At 44.3% G+C, this 25,452-nt stretch carries 23 protein-coding genes; 9 read left to right on the top strand and 14 right to left on the bottom strand.

Features of this window, described 5'->3' with window-relative positions; all coding sequences use genetic code 11:
* The first annotated feature begins 187 nt into the window (after window positions 1-187).
* Entirely contained in the window at window positions 188-637 is a 450-nt protein-coding gene (locus ACJ28U_RS11800; protein WP_099087576.1) for a GNAT family N-acetyltransferase, read from the top strand.
* Window positions 638-701: 64 nt separating this feature from the next.
* Here the strand turns inward: ACJ28U_RS11800 and ACJ28U_RS11795 are convergent, their stop codons facing one another.
* The 7 genes from ACJ28U_RS11795 to dnaA all read right to left on the bottom strand — a co-directional run bounded on the left by ACJ28U_RS11795 (window position 702) and on the right by dnaA (window position 10,947).
* Window positions 702-1,676, bottom strand: a complete 975-nt coding sequence (locus ACJ28U_RS11795; RefSeq protein WP_099087577.1) for a helix-turn-helix transcriptional regulator — start codon at window positions 1,674-1,676, stop codon at window positions 702-704.
* Between the two features lie 318 nt (window positions 1,677-1,994).
* Window positions 1,995-4,592 (bottom strand): DNA gyrase subunit A, encoded by a 2,598-nt coding sequence (gene gyrA, locus ACJ28U_RS11790; RefSeq protein WP_407619397.1) that lies wholly within the window; start codon window positions 4,590-4,592, stop codon window positions 1,995-1,997.
* A 36-nt stretch (window positions 4,593-4,628) separates the two neighbouring features.
* A complete protein-coding gene (gene gyrB / locus ACJ28U_RS11785; protein WP_407619396.1) occupies window positions 4,629-6,575 on the bottom strand; it encodes a DNA topoisomerase (ATP-hydrolyzing) subunit B in 1,947 nt (648 codons plus the stop codon).
* Window positions 6,576-6,595: 20 nt separating this feature from the next.
* Window positions 6,596-7,741, bottom strand: a complete 1,146-nt coding sequence (recF, locus tag ACJ28U_RS11780) for a DNA replication/repair protein RecF (RefSeq protein WP_407619395.1) — start codon at window positions 7,739-7,741, stop codon at window positions 6,596-6,598.
* Complete coding sequence (yaaA, locus tag ACJ28U_RS11775) at window positions 7,741-7,974, bottom strand: S4 domain-containing protein YaaA (protein ID WP_010372567.1); 234 nt, start codon at window positions 7,972-7,974, stop codon at window positions 7,741-7,743. Before yaaA ends, recF begins: the two co-directional genes overlap by 1 nt.
* Before the next feature lie 217 nt (window positions 7,975-8,191).
* Window positions 8,192-9,322: a DNA polymerase III subunit beta gene (dnaN, locus tag ACJ28U_RS11770; RefSeq protein WP_010372570.1), complete on the bottom strand. Its 1,131-nt coding sequence runs from the start codon at window positions 9,320-9,322 to the stop codon at window positions 8,192-8,194.
* A 212-nt stretch (window positions 9,323-9,534) separates the two neighbouring features.
* Complete coding sequence (gene dnaA, locus ACJ28U_RS11765; RefSeq protein WP_099087581.1) at window positions 9,535-10,947, bottom strand: chromosomal replication initiator protein DnaA; 1,413 nt, start codon at window positions 10,945-10,947, stop codon at window positions 9,535-9,537.
* 743 nt (window positions 10,948-11,690) lie between these two features.
* Here dnaA and rpmH point away from each other — a divergent pair.
* The 4 genes from rpmH (at window position 11,691) to lepB (ending at window position 13,915) form a co-directional block, all read left to right on the top strand.
* The gene (gene rpmH, locus ACJ28U_RS11760) at window positions 11,691-11,825 is read left to right on the top strand and encodes a 50S ribosomal protein L34 (protein ID WP_002828338.1); all 135 of its coding nucleotides are present in this window, start codon (window positions 11,691-11,693) and stop codon (window positions 11,823-11,825) included.
* A 108-nt stretch (window positions 11,826-11,933) separates the two neighbouring features.
* Complete coding sequence (gene rnpA / locus ACJ28U_RS11755; RefSeq protein WP_043709390.1) at window positions 11,934-12,290, top strand: ribonuclease P protein component; 357 nt, start codon at window positions 11,934-11,936, stop codon at window positions 12,288-12,290.
* A 27-nt stretch (window positions 12,291-12,317) separates the two neighbouring features.
* Entirely contained in the window at window positions 12,318-13,151 is an 834-nt protein-coding gene (locus ACJ28U_RS11750) for a YidC/Oxa1 family membrane protein insertase (RefSeq protein WP_010372586.1), read from the top strand.
* Window positions 13,152-13,297: 146 nt separating this feature from the next.
* Window positions 13,298-13,915, top strand: coding sequence for a signal peptidase I (lepB, locus tag ACJ28U_RS11745; RefSeq protein WP_099087582.1), 618 nt, complete (start codon window positions 13,298-13,300; stop codon window positions 13,913-13,915).
* A 72-nt stretch (window positions 13,916-13,987) separates the two neighbouring features.
* Here lepB and ACJ28U_RS11740 read toward each other — a convergent pair whose 3' ends face one another.
* From ACJ28U_RS11740 to ACJ28U_RS11720, 5 genes are read right to left on the bottom strand one after another with little or no spacing between them, the layout of a single operon-like run.
* Window positions 13,988-14,671, bottom strand: a complete 684-nt coding sequence (locus ACJ28U_RS11740; RefSeq protein ID WP_407619394.1) for an ABC transporter ATP-binding protein — start codon at window positions 14,669-14,671, stop codon at window positions 13,988-13,990.
* On the bottom strand, window positions 14,658-15,599 hold the full coding sequence (locus ACJ28U_RS11735) for a FecCD family ABC transporter permease (protein WP_407619393.1): 942 nt from the start codon (window positions 15,597-15,599) through the stop codon (window positions 14,658-14,660). Before ACJ28U_RS11735 ends, ACJ28U_RS11740 begins: the two co-directional genes overlap by 14 nt.
* A 17-nt stretch (window positions 15,600-15,616) precedes the next feature.
* Entirely contained in the window at window positions 15,617-16,489 is an 873-nt protein-coding gene (locus ACJ28U_RS11730; RefSeq protein WP_407619392.1) for an ABC transporter substrate-binding protein, read from the bottom strand.
* Between the two features lie 3 nt (window positions 16,490-16,492).
* Window positions 16,493-17,380, bottom strand: a complete 888-nt coding sequence (locus tag ACJ28U_RS11725) for an NEAT domain-containing protein (protein WP_407619391.1) — start codon at window positions 17,378-17,380, stop codon at window positions 16,493-16,495.
* A gap of 10 nt (window positions 17,381-17,390) precedes the next feature.
* On the bottom strand, window positions 17,391-20,093 hold the full coding sequence (locus ACJ28U_RS11720) for an NEAT domain-containing protein (RefSeq protein WP_407619390.1): 2,703 nt from the start codon (window positions 20,091-20,093) through the stop codon (window positions 17,391-17,393).
* Window positions 20,094-20,367: 274 nt separating this feature from the next.
* Here ACJ28U_RS11720 and ACJ28U_RS11715 point away from each other — a divergent pair, with 274 nt between their 5' ends.
* Together ACJ28U_RS11715 and ACJ28U_RS11710 are read left to right on the top strand one after the other, a co-directional pair.
* Complete coding sequence (locus ACJ28U_RS11715; protein WP_407619389.1) at window positions 20,368-21,036, top strand: potassium channel family protein; 669 nt, start codon at window positions 20,368-20,370, stop codon at window positions 21,034-21,036.
* 296 nt (window positions 21,037-21,332) lie between these two features.
* The gene (locus ACJ28U_RS11710; RefSeq protein ID WP_099087589.1) at window positions 21,333-22,694 is read left to right on the top strand and encodes an amino acid permease; all 1,362 of its coding nucleotides are present in this window, start codon (window positions 21,333-21,335) and stop codon (window positions 22,692-22,694) included.
* Between the two features lie 53 nt (window positions 22,695-22,747).
* Here ACJ28U_RS11710 and ACJ28U_RS11705 read toward each other — a convergent pair whose 3' ends face one another.
* Both ACJ28U_RS11705 and ACJ28U_RS11700 read right to left on the bottom strand, forming a co-directional pair.
* Window positions 22,748-23,365, bottom strand: coding sequence for an NAD(P)-dependent oxidoreductase (locus ACJ28U_RS11705; RefSeq protein ID WP_407619388.1), 618 nt, complete (start codon window positions 23,363-23,365; stop codon window positions 22,748-22,750).
* Between the two features lie 67 nt (window positions 23,366-23,432).
* Entirely contained in the window at window positions 23,433-23,951 is a 519-nt protein-coding gene (locus ACJ28U_RS11700; protein WP_407619387.1) for a GNAT family N-acetyltransferase, read from the bottom strand.
* A gap of 162 nt (window positions 23,952-24,113) precedes the next feature.
* Between ACJ28U_RS11700 and ACJ28U_RS11695 the strand changes: the two genes are divergently transcribed.
* Together ACJ28U_RS11695 and ACJ28U_RS11690 are read left to right on the top strand one after the other, a co-directional pair.
* On the top strand, window positions 24,114-24,944 hold the full coding sequence (locus tag ACJ28U_RS11695; protein WP_407619386.1) for a DUF368 domain-containing protein: 831 nt from the start codon (window positions 24,114-24,116) through the stop codon (window positions 24,942-24,944).
* A 148-nt stretch (window positions 24,945-25,092) separates the two neighbouring features.
* Complete coding sequence (locus ACJ28U_RS11690; protein ID WP_407619385.1) at window positions 25,093-25,440, top strand: hypothetical protein; 348 nt, start codon at window positions 25,093-25,095, stop codon at window positions 25,438-25,440.
* Window positions 25,441-25,452 lie beyond the last annotated feature (12 nt).

Here is a 25,452-nt window from a genome sequence, read left to right as displayed (position 1 = left end):
CTTTTCTTACGTATTTTAATGTGTTTCCGGTCATTATTATGACTGGTGCTTACGCCAGCGTTGATCGCGGCTAATTTATGTATCCGGTCTATTATAGCGTAATTTTAAAATTCATACCTTAGGGCCTTGGCGTTTTACCAATTTAAGTTAAAATAAGACCATTGATAAAAGAATGAGGTAAACGCGCATGTCAACAAACGAACTCATCGTCAGCAAAGAATACGGCGCTGGCGAACTTAGCCGCGAAGCTCTGGCAATTCGTCAAACCGTGTTTGTCAGCGAACAAGGTGTGCCCCTTGCACTAGAGATTGATGATCTTGATGACCGAACGACACACTACGTCGGCTTCACAGCTAGCAAGGCCGTGACTACTGCCCGCGTCTTAGTCAATGCTCATGGTGAAAATTGGCACATCCAACGCGTGGCCACATTGTCAGATGCGCGTGGCCATGGTTACGCTGCTAAAATTATGCAGACAATCATTGAGGATGCCAAAGAAGCTGGTGTCCACACAATCGATTTAGGCGCCCAAGTCTCTGCCTTAGGTTTCTACGAGAAGCTTGGTTTTAAGGCTGAAGGTGACGTTTTCATGGATGCAGGCATTGAACACCGTAATATGGTGCTAACCCTAAATTAAACTGACGTAACTGAAAAAGCTCCCAACGTTGCAATATGCAATGCTGGGAGCTTTATTTTATCGGTTATTGATTTTGCTCTGTCATGTGGCGCTTGTATGAGTTTACTGGTACCAGGAACTCCTCAAACGAACGACGGGCAATAAATGAATAAATTGGCCAGAAGCGTTCATCAATCATGAATTGCGCCGCATCCAGTGCGCGGTGCCACAATTGTTCTGCTTCCTCATTCTTTTCATCCAATGAAAGTTCGACAACTTCAGCCATCTTCTTAACGAAACTAAAGTACGTGCTCAAAGCTGGCAAACGATAATCACGCAAGAACATCAACGTCTTCTTAACGGTTTCGCCATCCTTGTTTTCCAATGCCATAATCAACAATTGGAAGTGCAACAAAGCCACATTACGAACCTCAGCCGATGAAAAATTATCTAATTCCATCAAGCCATAGCCTTCAAGCTTCGCCATGCGTTGTGCTTGATCAGACATCTGCTTAACGACCATCTTGGCGGCGTTGTATGGCTCATGACGAATAATATTCGCAAACATCAACAAGTCATTGGCCGTGTAGAATTCACGAGCGGCCAACAACTTGATAATTGTTGGTCGTACCATTTCAATCAAACGATACTTTTCAACTTCGTCGGCCACTTGTGAGTTAATTGCACGCACCAAGTTAACCAACAAACGCACATCGCGCGTCTCGTCATACATTGACAACGTCCGGTAAACTGTGTCTTCCGTTGGCGTCATCGTGTGTGAGTGTGCATCCAAGCCCAATTCCTTGATTGCTGGATCCAGCAATTCAGGGTGGTTCATGTAGACATGCAACATCAACTCATCAAATGATACGCCAATCGTCACCAACAAATTAACCAAAGTTGTCGCTGACACCTTACCGTTGCCTTGTAAATAGTCGTAAAGTCGTGAACGTGAAATATCAACCGTCTTCAAAACGACTGGTACTGAAATGTTGCGTTCCTTGATGAAATAAATCATCGCTTCGCGAATTGCCTCAACAGGCACTCGATTTTTACCCATGATAACCTCTTACTTATAATTAACTTTTCTCATATAACCTTTCTAGATTATACTCCCTACCATGTATTTATTGGGGATTTATACAGAAAATACTGTCCCGCTATTGATACAAATCACTTACACAGCTCCTAATTTAAAGCAAAACAATATTTTTATTATCTATACATATATCTTTACAATTAAAATAAATTGCAAATACATAAATTTAACGCTGGTTTATTTTGAAAACATGCCGACCGTTTATGCATAACGTATCAATATATATGTATTATCAATACAAAAGGACAACACCTCACGATGTTGTCCTTTTATTGCTTATTATTCTTCTGAATCATCTTCAGCCCGAGCAAGCAATTCAGCTACTTCAGCTGGTTGCTCACCATCAACTGGCGCTGCTGGTAATTCTGTATCGTTTACGACCGGTGTTGCAGCATCAGCTGTCTCGGCAGCGTCTTCTGCTAACTCCGGTGTATCCTCTTCATGTTCAACCTTTGCAAACGTTGCAACAATTGCATCATCATCTAGGCGGATAACACGAACACCTTGTGTCGCACGACCAGTTTCTGAAACTGAATCAACCGTAAAGCGAATCATTACACCCTTGTTGGTTGTCAACATAATGTCTTCTGAACCATCAACGACTGCCAAACCGGCTAGTGGTCCGTTCTTCTCGGTGATTTGGGCCGTCTTAATTCCCTTACCACCACGACCCTTAATCGGGTATTGATCAACTGGGGTTTGCTTACCGTATCCCTTTTCAGTGATAACCAGTACAGATGCGTCATCCTTTAAGATTTCAGCGCCGATAACAAAGTCATCATCACGCAGCGTAATACCACGCACACCCGCTGCTGAACGTCCCATTGAGCGAACCGCATCGGCATTAAATGATACCGCGTAACCACCATGAGTACCAATCAACAAGTTCTCAGTCCCATCAGTAATCATAACGTTAATCAACTCATCGTCATCATTCAACGTAATAGCCTTCAAACCGTGAGTTCGGATGTTACTAAAGTCTGAAACAGGCGTCTTCTTCACCTTACCGTAACGGGTTGTAAAGAAGAGGAAGTCTTCACTTTCAGAAGCTTCACCACGTACGTTAATCACGGTTTGCACACTCTCGCCCGCTTCGATTCCCAACAAGTTAACAACTGGGATTCCCTTAGCAGAGCGCCCATATTCAGGAATTTCGTATCCCTTCATCTTGTAAACCTTACCAGCGTTGGTAAAGAACAATAACGTATCGTGTGTTGAAGTACCAATCAATTGATCGATAAAGTCATCATCATTAACGCCCATTCCTTGCACACCACGTCCACCACGGTTTTGTGCTCGGAATTCAGTTTGCGCCATTCGCTTGATGTAGCCAGCGCTCGTCAATGACACAATAATGTCTTCTTCCTCAATCAAATCCTCGTCTTCAATGCTCGTGACATCCCCGATTTGCAATTCCGTCCGACGGTCGTCGCCGTACTTTTCTTGAATTTCAAGCAATTCAGTATAGATGATTTCATCAATACGTTCTGGCTTAGCCAAGATATCCTTGTAATCAGCGATTGCGGTCATCAAACCTTGATATTCATCTTCAATCTTGCCACGTTCCAAACCGGTCAAACGAACCAAACGCATGTCCAAAATGGCTTGCGCTTGCTTATCTGACAAAGCATAATCCGTCATCAAACGATTCTTGGCAATTTCTGACGTTTCTGAACCACGAATGATGCTAATGATGGCATCAATGTGATCCAAAGCAATACGCAAACCTTCCAAGATATGTGCACGTGCTTCAGCCTTACGCAATTCAAATTCCGTACGACGACGCACGACAATTTGTTGGTGCTCAAGGTAAGCAACCAGCATGGCCTTCAAACCTAGCAACTTTGGTCGACCATCTTGCACGGCCAACATGTTAAAGCTAAAGCCAGTTTGCATTAACGTATTCTTGTACAAGTTATTCAACACAACTGATGCTGAAACATCACGACGAATATCAATAGCGATTCGGTAACCTGTTTGGTCAGATTCATCGTTAACCGCCGTAATACCTTCGATTCGCTTTTCACGGCCAAGTTCAGCAATACGTTCAATCAATTTAGCCTTGTTGACCATGTATGGCAACTCAGTCACAATGATGCGTTCCTTACCAGACTTCTCCGTCTCAATTTCAACCTTCGCCCGGACCGTTACAACACCCTTACCGGTTTCATAAGCCTTACGAATTCCAGACTTACCCATCACAATCGCACCTGTTGGGAAATCAGGTCCAGGGACCGCTTCCATCAACTCAGTCGTTGTAACATCCGGGTTTTTCATCAACATGTGAATGGCTGAAATAACTTCACCCAAATTGTGTGGTGGAATATTGGTTGCCATACCAACGGCAATTCCATTGGCGCCGTTAACTAACAAGTTAGGGAAACGGGCCGGCAAAACAACTGGCTCACGATCAGTACCGTCATAGTTATCCGCAAAATCAATCGTGTCCTTGTTGATATCACGCAACATTTCCGTTGCAATCTTGCTCAAACGGGCTTCGGTATAACGCATAGCGGCAGCTGGGTCACCATCAATAGAACCAAAGTTTCCGTGTCCATCAACCAACATGTAACGATAACTAAAGTCCTGCGCCATACGCACCATTGATTCGTAGATGGCAGAGTCACCGTGGGGGTGATACTTACCCATAACGTCACCGACGATACGGGCAGACTTCTTGTGTTGCTTATCTGGCGTCACACCTAATTCATTCATACCGTACAAAATACGACGGTGCACCGGCTTCAAGCCATCACGTACATCGGGCAACGCACGTGCCACGATAACTGACATCGCATAGTCCAAGAAAGATGTTCGCATTTGCTCGCCAAGCTTGGCAGGTTTAATGCGGCTGTTATTTTGTTCTTCTTCAGCCATTACTATTCCTTTCTTTCTATCTAGTTCAAATTAAAACTAGACGTCCAACTCCGCGTATTGCGCGTTTTCTTCAATAAATTCACGACGTGGCTCAACCTTGTCTCCCATCAACATTGAGAAGACCATGTCGGCATCCACGGCGTCATCCATTTCAACACGTAACAAACGACGAACTGACGGATCCATCGTGGTCTCCCACAATTGCTCCGCGTCCATTTCACCAAGTCCCTTGTATCGTTGGATAACTGGCTTTGGTGAGGCAGGCAACGTTGGCAACAAAGCTTCTAATTCTTCATCAGAGTCCAAGTACTGCACAAACTTACCCTGACGCACTTGATATAGCGGTGGCTGGGCAATGTAAATGTAGCCTGCTTCCAACAATGGACGCATGTAACGATAAATCAACGTCAACAACAATGTACGAATGTGCGCACCGTCGACATCGGCATCGGTCATAATGATCAACTTGTGGTACTTCGCCTTTGTGACGTCAAATTCGTTACCAAAGCCAGTTCCCATCGCTGTAAAGAGCGAACGAATTTCTTCATTAGCCAAAATCTTGTCCAACGAAGCCTTTTCAACGTTCAAAATCTTTCCACGAATTGGCAAAATAGCTTGCGTCAAACGTTCACGTCCTTGCTTAGCTGAACCACCGGCTGAATCACCCTCAACGATAAACAATTCAGAAATTTCAGGATCCTTTGATGTGTTATCAGCCAACTTACCTGGCAAGTTAGCGATTTCCAAACCAGACTTCTTACGTGTCGCCTCACGCGCACGCTTGGCAGCAAGACGAGCCTTACCGGCCAAGATTCCCTTTTCAACAATTTGCTTCGCAACGGTTGGGTTTTCCAACATGAAACGACTAAATGTTTCTGAGAACATACGGTCAACAGCCGTACGGGCATCTGAGTTACCTAACTTGGTCTTCGTTTGTCCTTCAAATTGTGGATCTGGGTGCTTAACTGACACGATGGCCGTCAATCCCTCACGCACATCATCCCCAGACAATGCATCGTCACTTTCCTTCAACAAGTTATTCTTACGCGCATAGTCGTTGATAACACGCGTCAATGCAGACTTGAATCCCGTTTCGTGGGTTCCACCTTCATAGGTGTGAATGTTGTTGGTAAATGACAGCATATTACTGTGATAGTCATCCGTGTATTGCAATGACACTTCCACTTCAATGCCGTTATCCATGCCTTCAACATAAATCGGCTCGTCAAAAATGACATCCTTGTTTGTGTTCAAGAAATCAACATATTCCTTAATTCCACCTTCGTAGTGGAATGATTCAGAAATCGGCTCGTCTGGACGATTATCTGCAATTGAAATTCGCAAACCTTTGTTCAAGAAAGCCAATTCACGCACACGGTTCATCAAAATCTTATAATCATAAACCGTCGTTTCACGGAAAATATCTGGATCTGGTAGGAAGTGCACGATTGTTCCACGTGAAACAGGTGCATCATCAACTGCCACGTTGTGCATTGACGTCTTCACGTGACCACGCTCGAAGTCCATTGCGTAACCCTTACCGTCACGAACAACAACAGCATCAAGCTCGGTTGATAGCGCGTTAACAACTGATGCACCAACTCCGTGCAATCCACCAGAAACCTTATAACCGCCACCGCCGAACTTTCCACCGGCGTGCAACACCGTAAAGACTGTTTCCAAAGCTGGCTTACCAGTCTTTTCTTGAATATCAACTGGAATCCCACGGCCGTTGTCAGTAACTGTGATTGAGTTGTCCTTTTCAATTGTCACCGTGATGTGGTCAGCGAACCCTGCCAACGCTTCATCAATTCCGTTATCGACAATTTCCCACACCAAGTGGTGCAGTCCTTGACTCGTCGTGGTTCCAATATACATACCAGGTCGCTTACGAACGGCCTCCAATCCTTCCAAAACTTGGATTTGACTGGCATCGTAATCATCAGCTTGTGTATGCATTTGTGTTACATCTTCTTCAGCCATGAGTTCCTCCTTAACTATCGCTAGTTTTCTTCACTAGCACTGTCCAAATCGTCCGTTTCGACAAGTTGCCCTGCTCGAACGTTAAAGACTTTTGGTTCATTAATTAATTGACGGGCCACATCACTTAGTGACGGCGTCGTAATAAAGGTCTGTACCTTATTTTGCATCGCCGTTAGCAAGTGCGTTTGGCGATTGGTATCTAGTTCTGACAAAACATCGTCTAGCAATAAAATTGGATATTCGCCAGTCTCTTGCTTCATCAAATCAATTTCAGCTAACTTTACAGCCAATGCGGTTGTCCGTTGCTGTCCTTGCGACCCAAATGTCGCCACGTCATGCCCATTAACATCAAAACGTAAGTCATCACGATGCGGACCTAACAGGGTGGTGCCCATCATTACTTCCCGCGATTGTAAACGTTCAAAACGCTTCGTCATCGCTTCTTTAATGACCTGTTCATCCCCTAATTCTTCTTCATTAAGTTGCGAAACATACGCAATCCGTAATGTTTCGCCTCCTTGTGTAATATCAGCATGAATCGGCGCTGCAGCATCGCCGAGCTTCTTAATTAACTGTATCCGTCGCACAATTAGTTCACTGGCGAAACTCGTTAGCTGATCCGTCAAAACTTCCAGATACAGCATATCTTTCGCCTGCTTCGACTGCAGTTGCTTCAGATATTGATTACGCTGTTTCAAGACGCCCTTATATTGGTTAGCAATATAAAGATACTTTGGACTCATCTGACTAAATTCGCGATCAATGAAATTCCGTCGAATCGTCGGCGCACCTTTTACCAAGGCTAAATCCTCAGGTGCGAATAAAATAACATTTAATTGTCCAATGTATGTGCCTAATTTCGCCTGATCCAAATGGTTCATTCGTGCCTTCTTACCTTTACTCGTAAAAGCAAGTGACAACGGCACTTTCCCGTATTGGCGGCGCACCACGCCCGAGACCATGGCTTCTTTGCCTTCCCAACCAATCAACTCTTTATCAGAAGTTGTTCGATGTGAGCGCGCTAAAGCTAAAACATAGATTGCCTCGAGTAAGTTCGTCTTACCCTGTGCGTTCGGTCCCAAAAAGACATTGACGCCTGGTGAAAAGGTCACCGCTAAATCTTGATAATTCCGAAAGTTATTTAGTTTTAGCTCAAGCAGTTCCATTAGTCTGCTTCAGCACCCATCCCGTTAATGACAAATCGCTCACCAGATGGCACTGCGACCACGTCACCTGGGTAAAGCTTGCGTCCACGGCGATCATCGGGTTCTTGGTTAACCAAAACCGTATTTTCGCGTAGGTACCACTTCGCTTGGCCACCAGTAGAAATGATACTTTTTTCCTTCAATAATTGTCCTAGCGTAATGTAGGGCGTTTGAATGTGCACTTCGTTAGCCACTTCAATATCCTTTCTGTCGGGGGTTAATCCCAACTGAGAAATGTTTCCATAAGTAGTCTTATTATACGCTATTTTTTTGCTTTATTCAATGTAATCAAGGCGTCAGAGCCTTTCTGAGGCTTTTGGCGACATGTGAAACAAAAAAGCCGAAAATTACTGTTTTTTCCTTAAACAGCAATTTTCGGCTTTTTAGCCTATAAATTACGCACTGCGGTAATTAGTAAGTACGCACTGGTGTAATCAATTGAATAAAGTTTGTTTCATTGTTGGTTGGTACCAAAGTAAATGGATCCAACGCAGTCTTAAATCCAATTTGGATTTGCTCATCTCCAAAGGACTTCAATGCTTCACGCATGTAATCAGGGTTAAATGAAATCGTCAATTCATCACCAGCTGTCTCAGCCGCAAAGATTTGTTCTTCAACGCGTCCAACTTCAGGTGAATTTGATGAAATCAATGACTTTTCGTCGCTAACCGTAAATTGAATAACGTTTGAACGTCCTTCGTGACTAAGCAAGGCGGCACGCTCAATTGTTTGAAGCAAGTCACGAGCATTAATCGTCAAAGTCGTTCGCTTTTCAGTTGGAATCAACCGTGAAGCATCAGGGTAGTTTCCTTCCAACAAACGTGAGTAGAACGTTGTGTTAGCGCCGAGTTGGAAAATAACTTGGTTTTCAGCCACACGAACATCCACTGTTTCGACTTCGTCCAACATTGCTTGCAATTGGTTCAATGAAGGACCTGGCACGATGATGTCGGCGCTAACATCTGAATCACCAAACGCAACTGTTCGCTGGGCTAAACGGTGACGGTCAGTTGCGACCGCTGTCAAATTACCACCCGCCAAAATAAAGTGCACACCAGTCAAGATTGGTTGACTAAGTTGCTTTGAAACAGCAATGACGGTTTGACCGATCACTTCAGTCAATGTTTCAGCTGGCAACGTCAAATTGTTGCGAACTTCAATTTCTGGTAAGTGTGGGTAGTTATTAGCATCTTGACCATTAATATCAAATTCTGAATTTTCAGAAGTGATTTTAGCTTGGAAACCAGTTGTGTTTGATAGGGTGAATGTTTCGCCCGGCAAACGCTTAACAATATTTGAGAAGAAGGCGGCTGGCAAAACCAAGGCACCTGGTTCAGATACTTGCAAGGTTGCTTGATCATCGGTTACTGGAATAACTGTTTCGATTGAGATATCTGTATCTGAACCGGTCAATGTTAGGCCATTGTTATCAAGGACCAATTTAACACCTGTCAAAATTGGCATTGATGTACGTGATGAAATTGCACGGCTGACATTATTCATGGCTTTGATGAAAACAGCTCGATTAATTGTAAATTGCATGATTATCTCCTCAACCTTTTTTGCTCGGCATGCTGCGCATGCATCGCTTACTGACTGATTTATTTATTAATAAAAAAATAATAATAGTAATAAGGGGTGTGCACAATGTGTAAAACCCTCAGCTATACCATTACATCAAGGATTGGTATATGTATACAACCCTGTGGAAAACTTTTGGTAACTTCGTGAATAATTCACAATGGTCATTCAAACTAATTGCTCAACTCTTCACGAATTTTCTGAACTTGATCAGCTAATAGCGCATCATTTTCAATTGCGTTATCGATTTTTTCAGTTGAATGCATCACTGTTGTGTGATCTTTACCACCAAAGGCCCGGCCAATCTGCGGCAAAGAGTCTTGGGTGAGTTCACGCGCCAAATACATGGCGATTTGGCGTGGTACCACGATCTCCTTATTACGCTTCTTACCATTAAGGTCTTGCACGGTTACGTCGAAGAACTTTGCAACCGTATCTTGGATAATAGGAATCGTGATGGCGCGTTGACGCTTGAAGTTCATTGTCTCAAGAATGTCGCGAGCAGTATCAACTGTGACCGGTTGCGATGCGAATCGTAGCTTACCAGCAACTTGATTGAAAACCCCTTCCAAATCACGGACGTTTGTATCAACAGCCGCGGCGATTTCGTCAATCACATCATTCGGAATATTGAGGTTTTCTTGATCTGACTTATTACGTAGGATGGCTACACGTGTTGGTAAGTCAGGCTTTGTAATGTTTGCTGAATAACCTTGCCCGAAACGCGTGACCAAACGCATTTCTAGACCAGGAATTTCTTTTGGCAACTTATCTGATGTCAGGACGATTTGGTGATTTTCTCGCGTAATGGCATTGAAGGTATTAAAGAATTCTTCTTGAATCTTTTCTTTACCAGCCAAGAATTGGACGTCGTCAACTAGCAAGAGATCTGTCGAGCGATATTCGCGCTTAAATGCTTCAGTCTCTTTTTGACCACGACGCAAAGCTTCCGTGAAGTCGTTGATGAAATCTTCAGTCGTAATGAACTTAACTTTGGCGTTGGGATTGTTTTCTAAAACTTTATTCCCAATTGCCTGCATCAAGTGCGTCTTACCAAGTCCCACGCCACCATAGATTAATAGTGGATTCCATTGGGTACCAGGGTTATCAGCAACCGCTTGCGCAACAGCATATGCTTCGCGGTTCTCATCAGAAGACACAAAAGTTTCGAAACGGAATTCGGGATTCAAAATTGATTGCGTAACAAAATCAGCCGCTACTGGTGAAGTGCCAGTAGCGTTTGTTTGTTCAGGAGCGGCATCAGTGGCCGGTACCTCAAATAATGAAGTTGGTTGTGGTGAGATATAAGTCACCGAGGGCACGATAAACGTTGGTTGACCATACAGCTTCATCGTTGCTGTCATAGCTGCTTGCATGAAAGCGAGATAGTAAGAACTACTTGGGTTTAGCCATTCGTCAGCCACTTGTTCGTGGTTGGTCGATAAATGTAAGGTGACCGTATTGTTTTTGTTCTCTAAAACTTGTAAAGGCGTCAACGTATCGACGTAATTAGCAAAGGAGAAGCCAGTTGAGATGGACTCGCGTAGCTCTTCTTTAATGGCGTTCCAAAGCTGGACAGGATCCATCGGGACGACCTCCTTAAAAAGTAGAAGTATCTGAATCTTTGGGTGGAAGTTATCCACAATACGTTCGCTAATCTTAAATTTCTTAAGAAGCGCAATTCAACAGATTCCATTGTAGCAGGGTGTGGATAAGTTTTCCACAGCGAATATCGCTGATATATCAAGGGTTTTCGCGAATTTGAATAACGTTATGTGATATCCACAGCCTGTTAATATCCAAAATTTAGTTATCAACTTGATGTGAATTCGATTTTTACGTTGTTTGTGGATATCTGTGGATAAGTTAGGGGTAAAACTAGATATTTACAAGTCTTTGTTAATAAGCTAAAGTTGATACATCAACTATTTGAGCGGTTATCCACATATGCACAGGGGTAGCTCGGAAAAGTTACTAGCCCCTGTGTAGATTGTGGAAAAAATGTGGATATTGGGGAAAACTAAACTAACACTCTGTTACATGCCTGAATTTTATAAACATAACGCTCCGTTACTTTCTGGATAACTCGTAGGTGATGATTGTTTAATTTTTTTAAAGAAAAAGTTAAGGCCTTAAGAATTGAACATGACGATTTCGCGTTGTGCTATACTATTAGTAAGTTCAGTTACACTTAATTTTTGTTAAAAAAGAATTAAGTGCTTTAGAAAGGTTGCCAACCGGAACCTTACGTGATACACTGAAATACGAATTGTGGTTTGGCCTTGCCAACCGCAGGCCAAATCTAACTACGAATGGGAGGTGTATTCACATGAAGCGTACATACCAACCTAAGAAGCGTCACCGCGAGCGTGTACACGGCTTCCGTAAGCGCATGAGCACTAGCAACGGTCGCAAGGTGCTTGCACGTCGCCGCCAAAAGGGCCGCAAGGTATTGTCAGCCTAATTAGGTCAGGCCTTCTATTAGGATTACTGATAACGATCGCGCGTGGTTCGGCCATTTTGGCTGAATCACGCGTTTTCTATTGTCTTCAAAAAAGTCTGGAGCAAACATATGCGTAAGAGTTACCGTGTTAAGAAAGAAGCCGATTTCCAATTGGTATTCGAGCAACATCACTCGGTCGCAAACAAAATGTTTATTGTTTACACGATGGAGCGTGAACAACCAACCCACTTCCGCTTGGGAATTTCGGTTTCAAAGAAAGTTGGGCTGCGTGGCCACGAGCGTGTATGGGTGAAGCGTCGCATTCGACAAAGTGTTTTGGAATTTAAGCCAAATCTGCGTCAAGATGTCGACATTCTGGTGATTGCCCGCCCATCAGCTCATGACCAAGACATGGCGATCATTAAAAAGAACTTGGAACACGTCTTCAAGTTGGCAAATTTGTTTGTCGACCAGGACGAAAACTAAAAACAACCTATTATATGGAGAAAAACGATGCAGTCAGCTAAGAAAGTATTTTCAACGCGCTCTACCGTTACAGCTGTCATTGCCTTAATTATCATGATCATTGCTGGTGTGATGTTTAAGGGACATGTAGCCGGTACCGGATTCTGGCATGGAATCATCATCGCCAACTTCTCACGCTCAATTTTGGGTGTCTCAGCCTGGTTTGGAAATAACTATGGGTTGGGAATTATTGTCTTTACGTTGTTGATTCGTTTGTTGATTTTGCCATTGATGGTTTATCAAACGCGTTCAATGCGTAAGATGCAAGAAGTTGCCCCTGCCTTAAAGGCTATTCAAGCCAAGTATCCAAATCGTGATACGGAATCAATGGCTGCGATGCAAGCAGAGCAAAGCGCCCTTTATAAGGAAGCGGGTGTTAACCCATTTGCCAGCTTGTTACCCTTGATTGTTCAAATGCCAATCTTGATTGCGTTGTATACGGCTATTCGTACGACGAAGCAACTGGAAACCGGGACATTCTTGTGGGCACAATTAGGTCAACATGACCATTTGTTCATTTTGCCAATCTTAGCAGCGTTGTTTACATTTGCCTCATCATACTTGGTCATGTTGGGACAACCTGAAAAGAACGGGATGACAACGTCAATGACGTACATTATGCCAATTATGATCTTCATTTTTGCGATTAATGTACCATCAGCCTTGTCATTGTACTGGGTGGTTTCAAACGCCTTCCAAGTTGCGCAAACGTGGACCATTCAAAACCCATTTGAAATTCGTCGCGAGCGTGAAGCAAAGAAGCAAGCAGAGCGTGATCGTGAACGCGCGATTCGTAAGGCGAAGCGTTCACACAAGCGTTAATCATCAAAAAATCGCCACATGGCGATTTTTTTGTTGTGAAGCAGTCTATTATCTGAATGTTTCCTAAAGCCCTGCCAATTTGCGGGGCTTTTTTATTTTAGGTGTGCTAAACTGAGAATAATAAAAATGATGTAAGGAGACCACCCATGAAAGCATTTCGCGAGATTATGTCTTGGGTAATTCCGATTGCGATCGGATTAATTATTGCCTTGTTGATTAAGACGTATTGGTTCACACTAGTACGTGTCGACGGCACATCTATGGAACCAAATTTGACCAACAACGAGCGTGTTTTCGTTCTGAAGCCTGAAAAGATTCACCGTGGTAGTGTCATTGTGTTTGACGCTTATGGTGAAGATCCAGAAGTGGATGGTCACAAGGATTACGTAAAGCGTGTTATCGGTATGCCTGGTGATACGGTTAGTGCTGAAAATGGGGTGATTAAGGTTAATGGCAAGGCTGTTGACCAAGATTTCATTCCAGAGTCTGAGCAAACAGCAACTAATACGGTCAACAATGTTGGTAACTGGTCAAGTTTGACGGAACTTGGTGACCACATGGGTTGGCAACGTGAGAAGACGGTTAAGGTGCCTAAGGGCGAGTATTTCGTTTTGGGAGACCACCGTACCGTTTCAAACGACTCACGTTACTGGGGCTTTGTGAACAAGGATAAGGTGCTTGGTGTTGTGAAGGTGCCATTCTGGGGCGAATCAACTAAGCGAGCTAATATTAATACGCAATGGAAGACTTATTTTGAGAAGTAACCCATCGCCAAAAAAACCGCCTGACAGCGTATTGTCAGGCGGTTTTTTAGTTTTATGTTAATCCCTGTGTCGTCAGGCGTGCACAATCAAATGCTGTTGGTTCACGATAACGTCAGTTAAGGGGGTTTTGAAGGTCGTTGATAATTGATCGACATCAGCCATATCAGCGACGGCCCCACTTTTTAGCTGGCCACGGTCGTTTAGCAACCAAATCTGATCACTATAAGCAAAGGCTTGCGTTAAATCGTGTAACACCATGATCACAGTAAATTGGCGTTGTTGTTGCAACTGCCGTAGCGTTTCTAAGAATAAGTGCTGGTACTGCAAGTCTAGGTAGGTTGTTGGCTCGTCTAAAATAACCAGTTCAGGTTGTTGCTGCAAGACGAATCCTAGCCAAGCAAGTTGCTGTTGACCACCAGAAAGCTCAGGCATCGGCGTTTCAAGTAAAGTCGTTAGTTGAAGCAATGCAACAACCGTATCGTCGATAACGTCTGTGGTCATCGTTAATAATTCACGTACGGTCAAGGGCTCATGGAGCTCATTTCGTTGTGCTAATAAAGCGATACTTAAGGGCCGACCAGTAATTATACCGCGACGAGGTTCTAATGCTTTGGTAAGCAGCTGGAGTAGCGTTGACTTACCAGAACCATTTGGCCCGATGAGACTAGTAATCTGTTGCGGTCGTAAATCAACTGTCACTTTTGAGAGGACTTGTTGCTCACCACGGTATACGTCAACGTCTTTAAGTTGTAGCATGGCGACTTCCTTTCAAAAGCATAACGGCAAATAACGGTCCACTAATTGCCAGTAGAACGGCACTTGTTGCCAATTCTTTTGGCGCTAAGATGGTTCTAGCAACCGTGTCAGCATTGATTAAGAGCAAACTGCCCCACAACATGGTTGCTGGCAGTAATTGCTGGGATTTTGTACGCGGTGCCATTAAACGCGCGATTTGTGGCAAAATAGCCCCCAAAAAGAAGACCACACCAAGTAATGCGGTTAAGGCCCCGGTCCAAACGCCGACGGCAATGAGGATCAACCACATTGTGCGCGGCTCGTTAAAGCCTAACAAACGAACTTGTTGGGCCGATAAGGCGTAAAACTTTAGATTTGGCCAGGCTAGAATTAATAACATCAGGCCAATCATGACAATAATGAGTAATTGCATCACGTCAGCCCAAGTAACGGTGCTTAATGATGGTAATGGTAACCCGAATCCTTCACTGGCGATATTGGTTAAGGCTTGAAATGTCATCGCTGTTGCAATGCCAATTAACACCATTTGCAAGCGGGGACGATTTTGAGGGATAAATAGACGCCAACCAATCATAATTAAAATCCCACCAAGAGCTCCTACTCCGACGTGCCAATTTAAACTAGCCGGCAACAAAATTAAACTACCAATCGTCAAGAATTGGGTACCGTTCATTATCCCTAGAATTGACGCATCAATCAGTCTATTACGTAAAACAATTTGTAAGAGCAAGCCGCTGCCTCCAAGAATTGCACCACCGACGACTGCAATGATAATGCGTGGCAGTCGATAAGTGAGTAACATATGCCAGGCTTGGGCATTACCTTGCCATAGATCATGAATCGCAATGGTTGTGCTACCGATGAGCATCGCAATGACAATACTGATTAGTAGTACCCCACCTAAAATCCAGTTATAAAGCTGTTTCATAGTCTTTTACCGACTTTCTAATTCGTTTGCAACCACGTCTTTAATTGCTTAAAGGCCGCTGGTGCATTTAAATTAGCTGTCATCCCAAACGTGGGCTCGGATGCTTGATAAACCTGGTTCCGTTTAACTGCTGGTAAGGCTTGCCAGGCCGGCTGAGCAAACAGTTCATCGAAACTTTGAAAGACTTGTTTTGGCATGGCGTGGGCCATCGTGATGATGACATCCGGCTGTGCCGCGGCAATCTGTTCAACGTTCATTGTGGTATAAGCACCATCCCCAGCTCCGATAACAGTCCCACCGGCGCGGTTAATTAAATCGCCGACATAACTATGCTTCGTCCCAGTTAGGAAAGAGCCACCTGGCATCCCCATTAACAAAGCCACTTTGGGCCGATGTTTCGGATGGATAGCTTTTAAGTTCAGGGTGGTATTTAGTTGGCGAGCCTGTTGTTGACGATTAAAACTATTCCCAATGGTTTTGATACTCTCGCGTAAGGCGTCTAAATCTGAAAAATTCAAGGCCGTTGTTTGGACATCGGCACTTTTGAGTTTTTGTTCATAGTCAGACACTAAGGCCTGGTCCAAGTAAACCATATCTGGTTTCAGACTTGCAATGCGTTCCAAATTAGGGGCAACGTGATTACCGACTTGGGGTAATTTTGCATAACGCTTTGGCAAGGTTTGGTTATCACCAGGTGTTGGCACCCCAACTAAGGGGATGGCTAATTGATTAAAAATCTGAGCCTGCGCGTTGGTTGTGACAATCACGCGTTGTTGTGTGTGATGGGTTGTTGAGGTAGCAGATTGGGTTGATAGCCAATACCAGCCGGCTGTTAACCCAACTAAAATCACTAATAAGATACCAAGTAAGGCTTGTTGTTTTTTCTGCATTGCTTAATGCCTCTTCAAAAAGACGGTAGCCAAGGCACCTAAAATACCAATTGCCAGCCCTGCTCCAATAATTAGGCCAACCGGTAAAGTTGCAGCCTGATCAGTGGTTTGATCTGCTGATTTTTGTTGTGCAGGGGCGCTCTTTTTGGCAGCTTTAGTTGGCGTTTTCGCAGATGATGAAGTCGTCGCATGCGCCTCAGACTCAGTCTTACCGGCCGTGCTTGTCGCACTGGTAGATACTGACGTGCTTGACGCTGACGTTTCGGCAGCTGAATTCGTTGTCACAGATTCAGCCGTTGTTGTTTGTGCGGCAGAACTAGTTGCTTCACGGGTCTCATGGCTACTTGATGTCGCTGCAACGTGACTGGTTGTGGTCGTTTGACTGCTTGTAACAGCCGCAATCGAAGTCGATGCTGCTGTTGAATCAGCGGATGTTGCTGATGCGGCCGGTGCTGGAGCTGGTACGTTGGCTGTGTCGAGTACCAAACCAACTGTGTAGTTATGGTGATAATTGATGCTATCAACATCGACCTTAATGTTGGCGTTGTGCCGTGCTTTCAAATCTGATGTGACAAAACTATACGTAATCGTTTGTTTATTGCCACTTTGACTGCGTGAGGTCGTTACCCCGCTACCGTCAATGCTTAACATTTGAACAGGGTAATCACCAAGTGATGTGTCAGTTGTGACCGTTGATGTCACAGTATATTGATCACCGTTTGGCGTTACCGTTGCTGAATTGGCAAAGTAAGCTGAGGCGTATGATGCACTATTTGTCCCGTTTTCTAAGACTTGCATGGGTGCGTTATACGTTTCACCAAACACGGTTGGTGCAGCAGTTAGTAGGGTAATACCGCTAATTAGACTTAGCAAAAATGATTTGATTGTCATGATATTACGCCTACCGAATCTTGAAGAAATTGACGGCCATGGTTGTCCCAATGAAGCCGATTGCTGCCGTTAATGCAACGCCCGCACCAATCAAAGCCGCCCGCTTAATTGATGACGGTTGTTTGTCATCGTGCGTGTTAGCTTGCTCGGTAGCTGGTGTGTCCTTAGCGGTTTTAGATTGACTTGAATTCGAGGCGTGCTTAGCCTTGTTGGTCGACTTAGCTGGCTTGTCAGTAGTTGCAGCTGGTTGCGTAGCTGTTTGGGCAGCCACTGCGACAGGCAATGACGTCGCAGTGGTTGGTGTGGCCGTTGTTTGTGTAGCTGGCGTTGTTGCCAGTGTTGTCGTAGCGGCTGTACCTGGCACGTTAGCAATTGGGGATGGCATTGTTGTCCCAACACCGGTTACCCCCATGCTTGTTGTAGGTGTCGTAGCATTCGTACGATCATTTACATCAGTCAGCGTTGTTTCATGTGAAACATCTGACTGGTTCGTGTTCGATTCAGTGCCACTAGGTGTGCCGTTTTTATCTGCGCCGGTTGGCAAATCACTTCCCTTATCACTCAATACTTTACCGATGACCAAACGAATCTCATAGTTTTCGTTATAAGGAATTGGCTCTGTAAATTGCACGTGAATCGTTGTGGCAATTGGCTTTGTCAATTCAGACTTTTGCAACTTCATCCGGTAAGTTGATTCATAGTAATTGTTAACCAATTTCGTCTCTACTAAGGAAACATCATGCTTCTTATCAGTAAAGCGGATTGGATTTTTACCCATCAACTTTGGTGTGTGGGTCGTTAGATAACCATAATATGAGCCGTCAGCATTTTTAGCTAATTTAATGGTCGTGTGAAAGTATTGGGTGGCAATTGAAGCTTCATCGTTATCGGCACGTAAAATTTTCAACGCACGCACGACCGCATTTTTAGCGGGCTTTCCCGTTTTATTTGATGTTGATTCATCGGTATCATTTTCTGGTTTAGCATCTGGCTTACCAGCGCCACCTTTTTCATCAGTTTCGCCCTTGTCACCAGTTGCAGCAGCATTACTAGTGTCAAAAACCATGTCGGCCGTTGGCTTTTCAATCACTTGACCATTCATTGAAATCGTCATACTTGTCGTAATCGTCTTGTACAACGCCTCAGTTGGTAACGTAACTAGCCAGTGCGTACCTTGACGCTTAGCAGCTTCCCCATTGAACTTGTAGTCTGACATCATATCCATGATAGCCTGGCTGCTGGTTGCGATATCAATGTGGGCTAATTTGCCGTTAACGGTCACGGTGGCCGGCGTCTTCAAGTAGTTATTCATTGCTGACGCATTGTTTGTACCGGTCTTGTAGTTAGCGAATGGGACGGTATAGGTACCATTTGCTAATTGTTGTTGACCGGGTTGTGGCGTCGCAGGGTTACTTGGTGTTTCCGGCGTAGTTGGCACGGATGGTGTCTCTGGATCCGTTGGTTGCTCCGGTTGAGCAGGCGCCTCTGGTTGTGTTTCAGAAGAGGACCCAAGGGCCGGTGTCATATCAAATGACAAGTTTGATTGATAACCCTTACTTGGACTCATTGGCACGCTCGTAAACGACGCAATTTTAGCAACGTTTGTGTCATCTGGTGACAAATCCTTGGTTGGAATTTCAAAAGTGACGAAGCGTTCGCCATTGACCGGCTTGGTGATGTTATCAAATGTCACCGTTGGAATCATGCTGAGCATCCCTTGCTTAGACTCTTGGTAGGCAACGGTCACTTTTGATGTCAACCAGCCGAGGTCAGTCTGGAAATTTGTATCAAACCATTTATCCATCCCACCGTCAGCTGAAACGGCTAATTTGTAAGACCCAGTTGTTAAGTCTTTAGCTGGTAGTACGTTAGTTAAATCAAAAGTTAAATCTGATTTATATCCTTTCGTCGGACTCATTGGTACACTAGTGAAAGATGCTAATGTGACTGACTTACCGTTGGCGGGCTTTAAGTCCTTCGTGGGAATGTTGAATGTGATGGCCTTTTTACCATTTAGAGGCTGTGTAACGCCATCAAAAGTCACGTCAGTAATCGTGTTAAGCATATTGCTAACACTATCCTTGAATGACAGGGTGACGTCAGTTGTCTCCCCTTTGACAGCTAGCTCAGCAGTGGGGTTAAAAAAACGATCCATGTTATCGCTAGCGGTCATTGGTACGTCGGCTGACAGAATGGCATCGCTATCGGTATCATTCGTATCAGCCGGCTTGTCCGGGACGATGGGTGTCACCATTAAATCAGCAGAAGGCTCTTCATGCCAAGAAATAGCTGGCACGTCAATCACCATGCTGGTTGCAAATGGGGCTGCCCATTCGCTGACGGGTAAAGTCACGGTCCAATGGGTACCAGACTTTGTGGCTGCGTGGCCGGCAACTGTAAAGCCGGTCATCATATCCATCTGTGACTGACCCTTCATGGCAATATCAAGGGTCACTGATCCGTTTTTGATGGTCATTGATCCCTTGCTCTCGACGTATGACATCATAGCTGAATCTTCTTGCGTGCCAGTCTTGTAGACGGCAACGGTCGTATCATAGGTGCCATCAGCTAACGTCAGAGCGTTAGTTTGTTGTGTTTGATTTGTTTCAGCGGCAGCGACAATCGTTGTAACGCTTGAAACAGATGTTGTTAACAGCATGCTACCCAATGCAGCTGTTGAAAAAAGCGCGGCAACGCGCGAAATAGTACTCATGAGTGGTAACAATCTCCCAAATTTAATTACCAACTCTAATTCTCTCTACATTCTTATAAGTTCACACAAAGTGCAGAATTTAACATATGCTATTGTAGGCATTTAATCGGACTTAATGCAAGTTTACTTCCGATTTTTAGGTAGTTTGTGATGAAGTGGTAAAATAAAGTCGAAAGGTCACGTTGGTAGTTTAGGACTGCACGATGATCAAAACGCCCTGGGTTAGGGTGTCTAATGCATGATATAAAGATTAATAAAAAATGGAGACAACATAATGAAGCAAACATTTGCCGTGATTGGCTTGGGCCGGTTTGGTAGCTCGCTATTAGAATCGCTCATTGCGGCTGGTCAGGATGTATTGGTTATCGATAGTAACCCTGCCTTGGTTGAAAATTACATGGATAAGGCGACACACGCTGTGATTGCCGATGCACAAGATGAGGATGCTTTGCGAGATTTGGATTTACCAAGCTTTGATCACGTCATTGTGGCAATCGGTCACAATCAGCAAGCGTCAATTTTGACAACGATTTTGTTGAAGGATATGGGTGTACGACATGTGGTTGCTAAGGCCGAAAATAATTTGCACGCCCGCGTATTGGCAAAGGTTGGTGCGGATCAGGTGGTGCGGCCTGAACATGAAATGGCCCAACGATTAGCGGAACAAATCATGACGCCTAATTTGATTAATTATATTGATTTGGGTGATAAGCACTCCTTGGGTGAAATTAAGATTGCGAATTTGAAATTTGCGAATAAAACCATTTCAGAATTAAATATTCGCAAAAATTATGGCCTTAACGTGATTGCAATTAAGTCGCGAGGTCAGGTTAATGTGGCACCAGAGTCTAGTGAAATGATTCAAATCGGGGACGTGCTAACGGTTGTTGGTGAGAGTGTTGATGTGAAGCATTTTGAATCACTGGTTGAAAAGACCAAGTAGGTCACAACGCTTGACTAATTTTTTAGAAGTCTTTATAGTTAAGTTACTAATTGGCGTCTCGGTGAAGAAAGAGGTGTTCGATTATGCAATGTTTTAGAGAGCTTGTGGTTGGTGCAAACAAGTACATTGTTATCGAACGTGGAACTTTTGGAGAAACAAAAATTACCCGTAATTAAGTTGCTTGGTTAGGATGATTAACCAAGAATTAGGGTGGAACCGCGTTATTTAACGTCCCTATGTCAAATTTAATTTGGCATGGGGACTTTTTTTGTACCCCATGCAGTGAGGTTTTTAATATGGAAAACGGAAACGAGCAACGTGAGTTATCACGTGGGTTGAAGTCGCGGCACATTCAGATGATTGCCATCGGTGGTGCAATTGGAACAGGATTGTTCTTGGGTTCTGGGTCAGCCATCAAGGCAGCCGGGCCATCACTTATTTTGGCATATGCCATAACTGGTATTTTTGCTTATCTCATGATGCGCGCGGTTGGTGAGTTGTTATTATCGAATACGAAAATGCGCTCATTTATTGATTTTGTCCGCGAATATTTAGGTGACAAGTGGGAATTTGCCATCGGCTGGGCCTACTGGTTGAGTTGGGCAAGTTTGGCGATGGCTGATTTAACAGCGACCGGTATTTATCTTCGCTATTGGTTCCCCTTCATTCCGCAGTGGGTCACACCATTGATTGTGGTGTTACTACTAGTCGGGTTGAATTTGGTGAATGTGCGCTGGTTTGGTGAATTGGAGTCAGGCTTCGCATCCATTAAGGTGATCGCCATCTTAGCTTTGATTGTTGCTGGATTAGGCTTGATTGCGACTGGGTTCCATACTGGTGGGCACACAGCTTCATTCGCCAATTTGGTGGACCACGGTGGTTTCTTCGCAACCGGCTTTGGCGGCTTCTTAATGGCCTTTCCGATGGTTATCTTTGCCTTCACGGGTATTGAAATGGTGGGACTAACGGCTGGTGAAACGGAAGACCCAGAGCGTGATCTACCAAAGGCCATTAACTCAGTACCTGTTCGAATCGGGTTGTTCTACGTTGGTGCGGTTGCGATTATTATGGCAATCTATCCTTGGAATGATATCAATACGGCCCAATCACCTTTCGTGCAAGTGTTTGCAGGGATGGGCATTAAGTTTGCCGCTGATATTGTGAACTTTGTGGTGCTAACCTCAGCGTTGTCAGCCGCAAACTCAGCGATTTTCTCAACGTCACGCACGTTGTATGTATTGGCGAAGAACAAGCAAGCGCCAAAGTCGTTGGCGAAGATTTCAAAGAACATGGTGCCAGTCACTGGTATGTTGGCATCGTCATTGATTTTCTTGGCCGTCGTGTTGTTAAACTACTTCTTCCCATCACAAATCTTTACGCTAATTACTGGTGTGGCAACAATTAGTTTTATCTTTGTTTGGATTTTGATTATGGTTGCACACATCAAGTACAAGGCAACCGAGGCATCAATCGAAAATCCATACAAGATGCCATGGTTCCCAGCAACCAGTTACTTAACGATTGCCTTTTTCTTAGCCGTGTTGGTTATCTTGGTGTTGGATAAGGCGACGCAGGTATCTGTGATTGCGACAATCATCTTCTTTATTGTCATGGTTGGTGGTTACTCATTTTGGACGAAGCATAAACAAGACATTTAAAAAATAAACTCCCGTCAAACGAAGCATATCGTCTTCGTTTGACGGGAGTTTTTCTATTTACGATCACCAACTGTAATCATTTGATTACGCCACTTGTCTTGTAACAAGGCTTCTAAGTAGACTAGCGCAATCGTTTCACGTGAAACAGTTTGCGCAGGTGTCGTTTCATGACTATCAAAAATAATTGGCTTGCCGGCTGGTCCACCGTGGAACATCACAGGACTGACAATGGTTGTGTCAAAGTCAGCCCCCATCAACATTTCACCACCACGCAGTTGTTGATTGAAGTAGCCGGGCATCGAACGGGCAATACGACCTTCACCGCCAATCGTTTCGCCCATCATGCCGCCGGCGCCGAGCCAAATGACACGGTCGATTGTACGACCACTCATGTTAATGGCATCGATTAGCGATTGGGCATACGTTGGCATTGGTGATGAACCGATGAAGCTAACGATGATATCAGCATCAGCGATGGCTGGTACCAATGTTGTCGCATCGTACATGTCCCCTTCATAGACTTGATAAGCCTCATGCTGAGAACGGGGCAAGCGGCGTGAATTACGGGCCCACAATGTTAATTGCATATCATCAGGCGCCACATTAGCAAAACTATCAATAAAATATTGCGCAACGTTTCCGGTAGCGCCTAGTACCAACACATTTTTCATTATGAATCACCTCGGTTTCTTTGCAAAAATAATAGCACACCTTCCGAGGAATACAGTATGAAAAGGGTTAGTCGAGAAGCAGTTGATAAGCTTTACGGTCACCATTGGCAATTGGCAACATAATCATTCCCTGATAGGTGAAGCCTAGTTTGGTAATGACGTGTTGCATAATTGTGTTCACCTCATGGGTATCAATGCGGATATCCGTGAAATTTTGTTCACGAGCAATCACAATTAAATCATGGAGCAGCTGCTGAGCCAAACCTTGGCCGCGAATTTCGCCATCGACAGTTACGCGGTGGATGGTCATATAGGTAGTGGCATTGCCGTCCCACTGACCATCGATATTGTCATAAGCTACTTCCGGTCCAGGAATTAACTTGGCAACACCGGCAACTTGTTCGTCATAGATTAAGACATATGCGACACCAGCGTTAATCGCTGTTTCAAATTCTGCACGAGTTGGTCCATCATTTCCTTGCCATTGCGGTGAATCTTGACTTGCCAAGAATGCCACGGCTTGGTCGGTAATTTTTAGTATTGCGTCTAAATCAGATAGACGTGCTTTACGTGTATAAGTCATCATAATGGCTCACCTCAATCCTCTGTAGTGTCTTCAATGGTAGCATGTTCGCAACATGATTACTATTTGTTGTCGAAACCTTAGAGGCTGTTGTCCTGTTTTAGTGACTCCGGTAAAATGGCAGTATTAAAGCGAATTTTTCTGAAGAATAGACGAGGATTAACCATGCGAAAACAACCAGGAGATTGGATCTTCCGTGCTGTTAAAGGCGCCTTAATTGGCTCGGGCTTTATCTTGCCCGGCATTAGCGGTGGCGCACTGGCTGCAGTGTTTGGGTTATATGAGCGCATCATTACGTTCTTAGCGAATCCGTTTAAGCGATTCAAAGAGAATGTGCTATACTTCATGCCCGTGGGCATTGGTGCCTTGCTTGGCATTTTCTTGTTGTCCTTTGCAATTAGCTTCGTACTTGGGAAACATGAAAGTGTGGCGCTCTGGTTTTTCGTCGGCGCGATTGTCGGCACCCTGCCGTCATTGTGGCGTGATGCAGCCAAAGAAGGCCGAACGCCGGTTGATGTGGTGATTATGGTTGTTTCCTTTGCTGCGATGTTGGCATTTTTGTTGTTTGGTGCGCCTTTGTTTTCAAAAATTGAAGCAAGTTTCGGGGCGTGGGTCCTAGCGGGTGCTTTGATTGGACTGGGACTAATTGTACCCGGCCTGAGCCCATCGAATTTCTTAATTTATCTGGGCTTATATAAGGGGATGAGTGACGGGATTAAACATGGCGATTTGAGTGTCTTGGTTCCCATTTTGATTGGCTTAGTGTTGATTATCGCCCTGCTGTCAAAGTTTATGGCCTATATTTTCAAGATTGCATATGCGAAATTATTCCACGCAATTTTTGGAATTGTCCTGGCGTCGACGGTTATGATTGTGCCAACCGACTTTAAGGACTTCACCATTATCCATATCACGATTTCCGTTGTGCTATTGGCACTTGGCACATGGTTAGGTTGGTGGATGAGTCGCTTGGAAGATAAAATGAATACAAAATAAAATTGGGACGCTAAGCCACCTTTAGTTGTGGTTTAGCGTCTTTTTATACGTCATTAACAAATAACGTCACGCAACGTCAGTTTGACAATGATACTTTTGCAAGGCTGAACCAATTTGCTACAATTTTGTTAGAAGGGTGGCGATAACGATGAGTAGAAAAATGACAGGGACGCAAGAATTATTAATATTGCTGGGAGCTGTGATTGTGTGGCCGGTGCTGTGGGCACTGATGACGGGCGGACCGATTTGGGCTGACTATCCGTGGGGGATGGTAGCCGTCGTACTAGCGGCGTTTTTATATTTACTGCCAATTAAGCGCGGATTATTAACCGGCATCATTTATTTGGCATGGTTGATTGGAATCATGGTATTTAAAAATGGGTTAACAATTCCTAGCTTCATTATTTTGGCTATTTTAGCAGGCTTCATGACCGGCGCGTCGGCGTTAATTGGTAGTCATGTTGATAATAAGAATCATCAGAAAAAGGCATCATAACAATAAAACGCG

Origin of the sequence: Weissella sp. MSCH1, assembly GCF_045799135.1 — a bacterium.
Lineage (GTDB): Bacteria > Bacillota > Bacilli > Lactobacillales > Lactobacillaceae > Weissella.
The sequence above is the reverse complement of the archived record's forward strand: the minus strand, read 5'-3'. Positions and strand labels throughout refer to the sequence as shown.